The 11,015-nt window shown below is 61.2% G+C and carries 12 protein-coding genes; 4 read left to right on the plus strand and 8 right to left on the minus strand.

The genetic code is table 11. The features are described from left to right. Positions 1-228: 228 nt before the first annotated feature. From DU29_RS0125845 to DU29_RS0125860, 4 genes are all read left to right on the plus strand, one after another. On the plus strand, positions 229-471 hold the full coding sequence (locus DU29_RS0125845) for an exodeoxyribonuclease VII small subunit (RefSeq protein ID WP_016772991.1): 243 nt from the start codon (positions 229-231) through the stop codon (positions 469-471). Continuing rightward, a complete protein-coding gene (locus tag DU29_RS0125850; protein ID WP_028624313.1) occupies positions 468-1,355 on the plus strand; it encodes a polyprenyl synthetase family protein in 888 nt (295 codons plus the stop codon). Before DU29_RS0125845 ends, DU29_RS0125850 begins: the two co-directional genes overlap by 4 nt. A gap of 91 nt (positions 1,356-1,446) precedes the next feature. Further along, positions 1,447-3,342, plus strand: a complete 1,896-nt coding sequence (dxs, locus tag DU29_RS0125855; protein WP_028624314.1) for a 1-deoxy-D-xylulose-5-phosphate synthase — start codon at positions 1,447-1,449, stop codon at positions 3,340-3,342. Positions 3,343-3,479: 137 nt separating this feature from the next. Beyond that, positions 3,480-5,363 carry a TonB-dependent receptor domain-containing protein gene (locus DU29_RS0125860; protein ID WP_028624315.1) on the plus strand — a complete coding sequence of 628 codons (1,884 nt, stop codon included), beginning with the start codon at positions 3,480-3,482 and terminating at the stop codon, positions 5,361-5,363. Between the two features lie 149 nt (positions 5,364-5,512). Here the strand turns inward: DU29_RS0125860 and DU29_RS0125865 are convergent, their stop codons facing one another. The 8 genes from DU29_RS0125865 to ribH form a co-directional block, all read right to left on the minus strand. Then, entirely contained in the window at positions 5,513-6,313 is an 801-nt protein-coding gene (locus tag DU29_RS0125865) for a cobalamin-binding protein (protein ID WP_028624316.1), read from the minus strand. Continuing rightward, a complete protein-coding gene (locus DU29_RS0125870; protein WP_028624317.1) occupies positions 6,313-6,732 on the minus strand; it encodes a hypothetical protein in 420 nt (139 codons plus the stop codon). The genes DU29_RS0125865 and DU29_RS0125870 overlap by 1 nt, the downstream gene beginning before the upstream one ends. Continuing rightward, positions 6,729-7,346, minus strand: a complete 618-nt coding sequence (gene ribA / locus DU29_RS0125875; protein ID WP_028624318.1) for a GTP cyclohydrolase II — start codon at positions 7,344-7,346, stop codon at positions 6,729-6,731. Before ribA ends, DU29_RS0125870 begins: the two co-directional genes overlap by 4 nt. A 265-nt stretch (positions 7,347-7,611) precedes the next feature. After that, complete coding sequence (locus DU29_RS0125880; RefSeq protein WP_028624319.1) at positions 7,612-8,346, minus strand: substrate-binding periplasmic protein; 735 nt, start codon at positions 8,344-8,346, stop codon at positions 7,612-7,614. Between the two features lie 22 nt (positions 8,347-8,368). Further along, positions 8,369-8,872 (minus strand): phosphatidylglycerophosphatase A family protein, encoded by a 504-nt coding sequence (locus DU29_RS0125885; RefSeq protein WP_028624320.1) that lies wholly within the window; start codon positions 8,870-8,872, stop codon positions 8,369-8,371. Beyond that, on the minus strand, positions 8,869-9,834 hold the full coding sequence (gene thiL / locus DU29_RS0125890; RefSeq protein ID WP_028624321.1) for a thiamine-phosphate kinase: 966 nt from the start codon (positions 9,832-9,834) through the stop codon (positions 8,869-8,871). Before thiL ends, DU29_RS0125885 begins: the two co-directional genes overlap by 4 nt. Positions 9,835-9,851: 17 nt before the next feature. Beyond that, positions 9,852-10,352 carry a transcription antitermination factor NusB gene (gene nusB, locus DU29_RS0125895; protein ID WP_028624322.1) on the minus strand — a complete coding sequence of 167 codons (501 nt, stop codon included), beginning with the start codon at positions 10,350-10,352 and terminating at the stop codon, positions 9,852-9,854. Next, positions 10,349-10,825, minus strand: a complete 477-nt coding sequence (gene ribH / locus DU29_RS0125900; protein WP_028624323.1) for a 6,7-dimethyl-8-ribityllumazine synthase — start codon at positions 10,823-10,825, stop codon at positions 10,349-10,351. The genes nusB and ribH overlap by 4 nt, the downstream gene beginning before the upstream one ends. Positions 10,826-11,015 lie beyond the last annotated feature (190 nt).

The raw sequence follows: 11,015 nt of genomic DNA on the forward strand, positions 1-11,015 counted from the left end.
GCGAGGGGGCTTGCCCCCGTTGGGGCGCGAAGCGGCCCCCAGCGTCCGCACAAAGAGACCGATGTGTCCGGATTGACGACTGCTTCGCAGCCGAACGGGGGCAAGCCCCCTCGCCACAAGGGTTGTTTTCACCTCGAGACCAGGGTGGCAAGCCTCCCGCCTCATTTGCCCATGCCCCCCATGTCTGCTAGTGTCGCGCCGGTTTACCGACAACCGGAAATAGCCGCCATGGCCCGCAAAAAAGCTGCACTGGATTTCGAACAATCCCTCGCTGACCTGCAAACGCTGGTAGAGCGTCTGGAGAATGGCGAATTGTCGCTGGAAGACTCGCTGACAGCTTTCGAGCAAGGCATCGGTTTGACCCGCGATTGCCAGGCAGCGCTGGCTCAGGCCGAGCAAAAGGTGCAAGTGCTGCTCGAGCGTGATGGCGAGCTGGCCGAGGAACCCTTCGACGCGGATGAGCCAGAATGATCGCAGCGTATTCGGCGACCAGCCAGGCCCGCGTCAACGCGGCACTGGAAAGCCTGTTCACCGCGCCCGGCCCTGAACTCGCGCGGCTTTACGAAGCGATGCGCTACAGCGTGATGAATGGCGGCAAACGCGTGCGTCCGCTGCTGGCCTACGCCGCCTGCGAAGCACTGGGCGGCAAAGCCGAGCAAGCCAATGGCGCCGCCTGCGCTGTCGAGCTGATCCACGCCTATTCCCTGGTGCACGACGATTTGCCGGCCATGGACGATGACGATTTACGTCGCGGCCTGCCGACCACCCACAAAAAATTCGACGAGGCCTGCGCGATTCTTGCCGGCGACGGTTTGCAAAGCCTGGCCTTCAGCGCGCTGCTCGATCCGCGCCTGAACACCTCCGACGCCGAAATCCGCCTGCAAATGGTCCGCGCACTCGCCCTTGCGGCAGGCCCCGCCGGCATGGTCGGCGGGCAAGCAATCGACCTCGGCTCGGTCGGCCTGAAACTCGATCAGAAAGCCCTCGAATACATGCACCGCCACAAGACCGGCGCGCTCATCGAAGTCAGCGTCAAGCTTGGCGCTTTGGCCAGTGGCCGCGCCGAGAAGGATGAACTCAAGTCCCTGAAGAATTACGCCCTGGCGATCGGCCTGGCATTTCAGGTGCAGGACGACATTCTCGACGTCGAAAGCGATACCGAAACCCTGGGCAAGCGCCAAGGTGCCGACATCGCGCGGGACAAGCCTACCTACCCGGCCCTGCTCGGCCTCGACCACGCCAAGGCCTATGCGCTGGAGCTGCGCGATCAGGCGCTGCACGCGCTGCGACCGTTTGACGCGGCGGCCGAACCGCTGCGCGACCTGGCCCGTTATATCGTCGACCGGCGCAACTGATGGCGTATCCGCCAAAAAATACCAACGCGTGGGCAGGGGCCGATGCATCAGGTAAACTGCCGCATCTTCTATACCTATAACGATTCGCCTGATGCCCACGACGTTTCATGAGATTCCCCGCAAGCGCCCGACCACGCCCCTGCTCGACCGTGCCAACACGCCGGACGGGCTACGCCGGTTAGGCGAAGCCGAGCTGGAAACCCTGGCCGATGAGTTGCGCCTGGAATTGCTCTATACGGTCGGTCAGACCGGTGGGCATTTCGGTGCGGGCCTGGGCGTCATCGAGCTGACGATCGCGTTGCATTACGTTTTCGACACCCCGGATGACCGGCTGGTGTGGGACGTGGGTCATCAGGCCTATCCGCACAAAATCCTCACGGGTCGCCGCGAGCGCATGAGCACCCTGCGCCAGAAGGACGGCGTAGCTGCCTTCCCACGCCGTTCCGAGAGCGAATACGACACGTTTGGCGTCGGCCATTCCAGTACATCGATCAGTGCAGCGCTGGGCATGGCCATCGCCGCCCGCCTGCAGAACAGTGATCGCAAGGCAATCGCAGTGATCGGCGACGGCGCGTTGACGGCCGGCATGGCGTTCGAGGCGCTCAACCATGCGCCGGAAGTGAACGCCAACATGCTGGTGATCCTCAACGACAACGACATGTCGATCTCGCGCAATGTCGGCGGTTTGTCGAATTACCTGGCGAAAATCCTTTCCAGCCGTACCTACGCGAGCATGCGCGAGGGCAGTAAAAAAGTACTGTCGCGTCTGCCCGGCGCATGGGAAATCGCCCGTCGCACCGAGGAATATGCCAAGGGCATGCTGGTCCCCGGCACGCTGTTCGAAGAGCTGGGCTGGAACTACATCGGCCCGATCGATGGCCACGATCTGCCGACCCTGATCGCCACCCTGCGAAACATGCGCGATCTTAAAGGCCCGCAGTTTCTCCACGTGGTCACCAAGAAAGGCAAAGGCTTCGCCCCGGCAGAAGTCGACCCGATCGTCTACCACGCCATCACCAAACTCGAACCCGTGGATGCACCGGTTGCGCCAAAAGCGACCAGCGGACCGAAGTATTCCGGCGTGTTTGGTCAATGGCTGTGCGACATGGCCGAAGCGGATTCACGCCTGGTTGGCATCACCCCGGCGATGAAAGAAGGCTCCGATCTGGTGGCCTTCAGCGAACGTTTCCCGCAGCGTTATTTCGACGTAGCGATTGCCGAGCAACACGCCGTAACACTTGCCGCCGGGATGGCCTGCGAAGGCGCAAAACCAGTGGTCGCGATCTACTCGACGTTTCTGCAGCGCGGTTACGACCAGTTGATCCACGACGTTGCGGTGCAAAACCTCGACGTGCTATTTGCCATCGACCGTGCCGGTCTGGTGGGCGAAGACGGCCCGACCCACGCCGGCAGTTTCGACCTGTCGTACCTGCGCTGCATCCCTGGCATGCTGGTGATGACACCCAGCGATGAGAACGAACTGCGCAAAATGCTCACCACCGGCCACCTGTACAACGGCCCGGCGGCGGTGCGTTATCCACGCGGCAATGGTCCGAATGCGACCATCGAGAACGAGCTGCAACCGATTGAAATCGGCAAAGGCGTCGTTCGTCGTCAGGGTCAAAATGTTGCCCTGCTGGTATTCGGCGTGCAGGTGGCCGAAGCGCTGAAAGTCGCCGAAACGCTGAACGCGACCGTGGTCGACATGCGCTTCGTCAAGCCGCTGGATGAGGCGCTGGTGCGTGACATTGCCGGCAGCCATGAGCTGCTGGTGACGATTGAAGAGAATGCGATCATGGGCGGTGCCGGCGGCGCGGTCAGCGAATTCCTCGCACGCGAGAACATCCTCAAGTCGATGCTGCACCTGGGCCTCCCGGACAGCTATGTCGAGCACGCCAAGCCTGCGCAGATGCTGGCCGAATGTGGGCTGGATGGGGCCGGGATTGAGGCGTCGGTGCGCGAGCGGATGCAGTTGCTCACCAAATAAACGCAATACCCCTGTGGGAGTGAGCCTGCTCGCGATGGCGGACTGTCAGTCGATTCAATGTTGACTGATACACCGCCATCGCGAGCAGGCTCACTCCCACATTGATTTGTGCACACCTGAAACATCACGGACTGCCGATGAAACTCTTTCCCCTCGCCCTGTCGCTCGCGCTCCTGCCGACTAGCCCATTGTTCGCCGACACCTTCGAACGCGATCAGGCGCTGAAGCTGCCCGACGTAGTGATCAGCGCCAACCGCCAGGTCGAAGCCCGCAACGACAGCAGCGCGGCGAACACCGTGTTCACTCGCGACGACATCGACCGCCTGCAACCGGCCAGCGTTACCGATCTGTTGCGCCGGGTGCCCGGCGTTCAGGTCGGCCAGACTGGTGGTCGTGGCAGTTTGCCGGGAATTTACATTCGCGGAACCAAGTCGGCACAAAGCCTGGTGCTGGTGGACGGCCAGCGCATCGGTAACTCAACCTCCGGCGACAGCAATCTGCAGCACATCAACATCGAACAGGTCGAGCGTGTGGAAGTACTGCGCGGATCGCGTTCGGTGATTTATGGCAGCGATGCAATTGGCGGGGTCATTCAGATTTTCACCCGGCGCGGCGGCAAGCTGGGCCTGCAACCACGCCTGCACGTTGGCTTCGGCAGCAACCAGAGCTGGGAGCGCAGCGTAGGACTGTCTGGTGGCGACGAGAATACCCGCTTCAATCTCGGTGCCAGCCTTGATGAAACCTCCGGGATCGACCGCACTTACGAGTCGTATCCGAGTGACGGCGATCACGATGAATACCGCAATAAATCGCTGAGCCTGAGCTTGAGTCACGCCCTCACCGATGACATCGAAGTCGGCGCGAATCTATTGGATAACCGTGGCAAAAATGCCTTCGACAATCCGTTCGGCCGCTTCGATATGGACACCTTCGAGTCGGTACAGGAGCAGCCGTACAACGATTTCACCGTCAGCGGTCTCAGCAGTTACGTCGACGCACGGATCAACGAGCATTGGAAAACCCGTGTCGAACTGGGCCACAGCGAAAATCGCGAAGAGACCTTCGACAAACTCAGCAGCGAGCGCAGCGTGTTCAACACCTACCGCGATTCGGTGAACTGGCAGAATGACCTGACGCTCGATGCACGCAACAGCCTGATCGTCGGCGGCGACTGGTATGAAGACCGAGTCAACAGCAGCACTGCGTTCGACGAGGACAGTCGCTGGAACCGCGCGGCGTTCGTGCAGCATCGCTATCAGGCGGACAGCTTTTCTACCGAGCTGGGTTTGCGCCGCGACCAGAATCAGCAGTTCGGCGGTCAGAACAGTTGGAGCGGCACCTTTACCCTGCCGTTGAATCCCGACAACGATGTTTTGCTGAGCCACAGCGAAGGGTTCCGTGCCCCGACTTTCAATGATTTGTATTACCCGGATTTCAGCAACCCGGACCTCAAGCCCGAAACCTCGAAAAGCTACGAGCTGCAATGGCGCAGTCAGCTGACTGAAGGCACTCGTCTTGAAGCCTCGCTGTACCGCACCGACCTGCAGGACGCGATCATCTTCGGCAGCAACTCGCGGCCGCAGAATGTTGCATCAGCCCGTATCAATGGCTTTGAAGCGGCACTCGAGCAGGAGTTTTTTGGCTGGCAGAGCAACCTCGGGGTGGCGATCATTGATCCGCGCGACCGTGACAGCGGTCATACGCTGGCCCGTCGTGCGCGGCGGACATTGAGTCTGGATCTGGATCGGCAGTTTGACCGCCTCGGGCTCGGTGCCAGCTGGCAAGCGGTCAGCAGCAGTTATGACGACGAGAACAATCTGCAGCCACTGGGCGGTTATGCGCTGCTCGGGTTACGCAGCAGCTGGGCATTAAATCGCGAGGTCAAGCTTGATGTGAAGGTCGATAACGTTCTGGATAAGGGTTACAGCCGGGCGCTGTACAGCCATGATGGCAGTCAGTACGGGTATCGCGAGGAAGGCCGGGCGTGGATGTTCGGGGTGACGTGGACGCCTGAGATCTAGACGACTCGGTCACCTGTGGCGAGGGAGCTTGCTCCCGCTCGTTTGCGAGGCAGACGTAAATGGCGGATGCAATCAGATCTGACTTTACTCTTTGAGGGAATTTATGGCTGCTTCGCTGCCCAGCGGGAGCGAGCTCCCTCGCCACAAGGTCAGCGGTCGGGCGCAATCAACTCGCACAGCCTGGCCGTCGCCTCGATCATCTGCCCGCTCGGCCGCTCCAGGCCTTTATCGGCCACCATGAGCAACTGCCCCTGCCGAACAGCCGCCACCTGCGGCCAGGCTTTCCACGCATCGAGTTGCGCCTGATCGCTGGCAAGGATCACCTCAGGATTACGCTGCAGCACCGCCTCGACGCTGATCTGCGGCGCGGGCAGCGTCAGGTCGGCGAACACATTTCGCGCGCCGCACACCTGCAACGCATCGCTGATAATCTGTGCGCCACCGACGGTATACAGCGGCCGGTCCCAGACCTGATAAAACACCCGCACAGGATGATCGCGCCTGTAGCGTTCGCGCAATGAATCGAGGCGCTGACGCAAAGTCGCAGCTAAAGAAACTCCACGTTCGGCACGGCCAAGTTGCACGGCAATCGCTTCGATGTGCGCGGTCAGTTGATCAAGGTTGTGCGGTTCGGCGACGTAAGTCGGAATGTTCAAACGCTTGAGCTGCTCACGCTGTGCCGGGCCGACACTGTCGGGCCATAGCAGCAGCAAATCCGGCCGGAGACTGAGCAGTTGCTCCATGTCCAGCTGACCATAGCGGCCAACAGAGGGCAGACCCTGAAGTGCGGCTGGACGCTCACCGGCATCCAGCACGCCAACCAGCAGATCGGCAGAATCCAGCTCGACAACGATTTCGGAGAGAGACGGCCCGAGGCTGACGACCCGCTCGACGGCATTCGCCGACGCGCCCAAGGCAAGTAGCAGAACCGCGAGCCAAACGCGGAACATCAGGCGAGTTGACGCGGGATACGGTAGAGGTAGAACAGCACGGCGGTGGACAGCGCCAGCAACATCAGCGGCACGGCTTCCAGCCCGAAAAATACCGCAAGGGCGCCAATCCACGCGGGCAGCCCGGCAGCGATGAACGCCGCACGGCGTTTGGCAGCCAAGGCGATCCAGGCGGCAGGTTCTTCAGGGGTATCGAGGGCTTTCTGCGTGGCGATCAGGCCGTGCTTATAGCCACCGAAAAACTTCAGGCTGACAAACATCGAAGCCACACCGGCAATGAACATCGGCATGGCCAACACCGGCAGGATTGCCTCGCTCTGACCGAATACACCGTTGATCACGAACAACGGCAACAGCGCCAGCGCCAGGTATTGCCACCAACTGACGGCCAGTCGCCGCCGCACCTGACCGCGAGTCACGCGCGGTCTACCTCGCCCTGGTGCTCGTTGCCCATCATGTGGTCGAGCTTGCTGGCCTTGGTCGCCAGGTAGAGTTTGTTGTGCGGATTGTGGCCGGTGTGCAACGGCACGCGCTCGGCAACGACAATGCCCATGTCGGTCAGGGCTTTGACCTTGCGCGGGTTGTTGGTCATCAGGCGCAGGGATTTCACCCCCAGGTGCTGCAGCATCGGCAGGCACATGGCGTAATCGCGCTGATCTGCGGCAAAACCCAGACGCTCGTTGGCTTCAACGGTATCGGCACCGCCATCCTGCAACTCATATGCACGGATCTTGTTCAGCAAGCCAATACCTCGGCCTTCCTGGCGCAGATAGAGCAACACGCCGCGGCCTTCGCGAGCAATCGCCTGCAGGGCGGCTTCAAGCTGAGAACCGCAATCGCAACGCTGGCTGAACAAGGCATCGCCAGTCAGGCACTCGGAATGCAAACGGCCGAGTACCGGCGCACCGTCGTCGAACTCACCCAGGCTCAGAACCACGTGTTCACGCCCGTTCTCCTCATCGAGGAAGCCATGCATGGTGAATTGCGCAAAAGGCGTTGGCAGCTTGGAAGCGGCGACAAAAACGACAGGCACCGGTGTGCTCCTGATCTATAGATTCGCAGAGGCGGCATTGTAGCAGCAGGTTCCTGCAGACGCTCAGGCTGAATTGTGGGGCATAACGATCAAGAATCTGGATGCTGCGCCCCGCGTAAGATCCTGTAGCAGCTGGCGCAGCCTGCGTTCGGCGGCGCAGCCGTCGTAAAATTCGAACATCCCAATATCAGGGCCATCGAGTTGGCAGGGTATGCGACGGCTGCGCCGCCGGACGCAGGCTGCGCCAGCTGCTACAGAGACGTGTTCACTCGGGATCAAACGGATAAGGCTGCTTCCAGCGCTTGAAGATCGGCTTCAGCTCGCCGCTTTTCACCAGATGCTCCATGCGTTGATCGAACAGCGCCATGAGCTTTCGCGCGCGGGGTGTGTTGGCGAAGCAGAGGTAGAGCGGCAACTCGGTAATGTGCGTCTGCCGGAACAGCGCAGGATCCCTGGCACCACGGACAATGAATTCGATTTCGCTCAGCGCATCGACGTAATAATCGGCGCGATCGTGGGTGAGCATCGACAGAATTCCGGTACGCCGCACCACTTCGTTATATCGAGTGACGTTCGGCAAATAGTCCTGATAGTCGTAACCGCGGACCCAGGCCAATCTGTAAGCGCCCAGCGTCTCTCGGGTCGGCACCGGACTGCTGGCCAGCCCCAATGCGTAGATGTGGTCGGTATCGAAATTCCAGCGCGGGTATAGCAGATCGCTGACTTCATCGTGGTAGGCGCCCACGCAGGCATCCACTTCGCCGCGTTGCGCCAGGCCGATGGATCGCGTGTAGGGAACGGTGCGAATCTCGAGTTTCACGCCGGCCGGCTCGAAAACCTTCCGTAGCACGTCCCAGCCCAGGCCACGCCCGTCGGGGGCGGTGTAATTTTCCCATTCTTCACTGGCGAGATGGATCACCGACGGCATCGGCGTCTCAGCCGCCAGGGCCAGCGTGCCGAGCATCGAGAACATCATCCCAGCCAGCCAGCGTCGAGCCATCCTTAGTCCCCTGTATCGCCCGTCAGGCGAAAATCCACACCAGCCCCTGCATCGCTGCCCATGCAAACACCCCGGCCACTACGTCGTCGAGCATGATCCCGACGCCACCGTGCACGTGCCGGTCGATCCAGTGAATCGGCCACGGCTTGAGAATGTCGAAAAAACGGAACACGACAAAACCCGCGAGCAACCAGTACCAACCTTCAGGCACCAGCCACAAGGTAATCCACATCCCGACCATTTCGTCCCAGACGATGCCTTCGTGGTCGTGTACCCGCAGATCGTCGGCCACCTTGCCGCACAGCCAGAAGCCGAACAGCATGGTGATGCCCAGCATCAGCCAGTAACCCCAGTCGGGCAACATCTGCCATAACGGGATGAAGGGTAGCGCAACTAATGAGCCCCAGGTGCCAGGAGCCTTGGGCAAGGTGCCCGAGCCGAAGCCGAAGGCGATGAAATGCCATGGGTTGCGCCATACCGAAGGCGGTACGAATTCCGCAGGAACCTGATTGGGATGATCTGTCACGGTGTCTCCCGAAAATGTTGGTAGCCCCGGATTTGCGGGGTGATGTCCTGTCCGCAGGCATCCAGCAGCACGACGCCCTGCCCCGCCACCACTTGCCCGACCACGTGGATGGGCCATCCTTCTGCCAGCAGCTGCGCCAACTCGACGGACGGTAGGCTGAACGCCAACACATAATCGTCGCCGCCACTCAGGGCCGCTGCTTCTGCGCCGGATTGACCGAGGAACGCCACTAAAGAGTTCGACAGCGGTAATCGGTCCCGTTCAACTTGAATGCCGACCTTCGACGCCAGCGCAATATGGCCGCAGTCGGCAAGCAGACCGTCGGAGATGTCCAACGCCGCTGTTGCCTTGCCGCGCAACGCCTGGCCGAGGCCGAGTTGCGGCTGCGGCGACCAGTAATGCGCCAGCAGCGGCTCGGCGATGGCAGCTGCGGCCGTTCGCTGACCGAGCACCAGCGGCAAAGCCCCGGCGGCGTTGCCCAGTTCGCCGCCCACACAGAGCAGATCACCCGGCTGCGCGCCGCTGCGGATCAATGCCTGAGCGCTGGGCACCCGACCAAACACGGTCAGGGTCAGGCTCAGCGGCCCGCGGGTGGTGTCACCGCCCACCAGGGCCACCCCGCATCGTTGCGCCATCAGGTTCAAACCGCGGGCGTACGCTTGCAGCCATTCGGCAGTCACCGTCGGCAAAGTCAGGGCAAGGGTAAAGGCAACAGGGGTGGCGCCCATGGCTGCCAGGTCACTGACGGCCACGGCCAGCGAGCGCTGACCGAGTAGAAACGGGTCGCAGGGATCTGCGAAATGCACACCGGCCACAAGCGTGTCGGTGGACACCGCCAACTGCTCCCCGGCGGGAACAGCCAGCAAAGCGCAATCGTCGCCGATCCCCAGCACAACGCCTTCGCCGCCTTGCGCACAAGGCGCGGCGGCGAAGAAATTGTGGATCAGCTCAAACTCGCCCATTGGGTATCAAGCGCAGGTTAGCGCTTGAACGCCTTCACTTCTGCTTCACGCAAACGCGGGGCCAACTTGTCGAGCACGCCGTTGACGAACTTGTGGCCGTCGGTAGAACCGAACACCTTGGCCAGTTCGATACCTTCGTTGATCACAACGCGGTAAGGCACGTCGACGCGCTCGAGCAGCTCCCAGGTCGACAGGCGCAGAACGGCCAGTTCAACCGGGTCCAGCTCTTCGATGGTCAAATCCAGGCAAGGCTTCAGCGCGGCATCGATCTTGTCCTTCTGCGCCGGAACCCCATGCAGGATCTCGCGGAAGTAGGCGCTATCGACATCACTGAAATCGTTATCGACCCGGAACTGCGCTTCAATTTCGTTCAGCGACTGCTTGGCCATGTGCCATTGGTACAGCGCCTGGGTCGCGAGCTGACGGGCTTCGCGACGCTTGACGCTTTTCGATGGCTTGCCGGCGTCTGCAGGCTTTGGATCGCGCGGGTTGAAACGATCGCTGTCGTCGTTGATCACTTGGCCTCCAACTGCGCCAGCAGGCTGACCATTTCCAGAGCGGACAGAGCAGCTTCAGCACCTTTGTTGCCGGCCTTGGTGCCGGAACGTTCGATGGCTTGTTCGATGGAATCCACGGTCAACACGCCGAATGCGACCGGCACGCCGAATTCCATGGACACCTGGGCCAGACCCTTGGTGCACTCGCCTGCCACGTATTCGAAGTGCGGAGTACCGCCACGAATGACCGCGCCGAGCGCGATGATGGCTGCGAACTCGCCTTTCTGAGCGACTTTCTGCGCAACCAGCGGGATTTCGAAGGCGCCTGGCGCACGGATGATGGTGATGTCGCTTTCGCTCACGCCATGGCGAACCAGGGCATCAACTGCACCGCTGACCAGGCTTTCAACCACGAAACTGTTGAAACGGCCCACTACCAGAGCGTAGCGGCCTTGAGGGGCGATGAAGGTACCTTCGATGGTCTTCAGGGTCATTCGTTAGATCTCTTAAAGAGCCGGGACGCGTTTTCTACGCATCCCTCAGTGATATTAGCCAAGAATACTGCGTCGCAGACACCGCATTGCCGGTGACCTACACATTTGTGGCGAGGGAGCTTGCTCCCGCTGGGCTGCGTAGCGGCCCCAAAACAGAGGGCTGCTACGCAACCCAGCGGGAGCAAGCTCC

Source organism: Pseudomonas sp. Ant30-3 (genome assembly GCF_000690905.1).
GTDB lineage: Bacteria > Pseudomonadota > Gammaproteobacteria > Pseudomonadales > Pseudomonadaceae > Aquipseudomonas.

What these genes read in the sequence shown, in the direction of transcription:
- DU29_RS0125845 (WP_016772991.1), top strand. Translation starts at nt 229, where the DNA reads ATGGCCCGCAAAAAAGCTGCACTGGATTTCGAACAATCCCTCGCTGAC.
- DU29_RS0125850 (WP_028624313.1), top strand. Translation starts at nt 468, where the DNA reads ATGATCGCAGCGTATTCGGCGACCAGCCAGGCCCGCGTCAACGCGGCA.
- dxs (WP_028624314.1), top strand. Translation starts at nt 1,447, where the DNA reads ATGCCCACGACGTTTCATGAGATTCCCCGCAAGCGCCCGACCACGCCC.
- DU29_RS0125860 (WP_028624315.1), top strand. Translation starts at nt 3,480, where the DNA reads ATGAAACTCTTTCCCCTCGCCCTGTCGCTCGCGCTCCTGCCGACTAGC.
- DU29_RS0125865 (WP_028624316.1), bottom strand. Translation starts at nt 6,313, where the DNA reads ATGTTCCGCGTTTGGCTCGCGGTTCTGCTACTTGCCTTGGGCGCGTCG.
- DU29_RS0125880 (WP_028624319.1), bottom strand. Translation starts at nt 8,346, where the DNA reads ATGGCTCGACGCTGGCTGGCTGGGATGATGTTCTCGATGCTCGGCACG.
- thiL (WP_028624321.1), bottom strand. Translation starts at nt 9,834, where the DNA reads ATGGGCGAGTTTGAGCTGATCCACAATTTCTTCGCCGCCGCGCCTTGT.
- ribH (WP_028624323.1), bottom strand. Translation starts at nt 10,825, where the DNA reads ATGACCCTGAAGACCATCGAAGGTACCTTCATCGCCCCTCAAGGCCGC.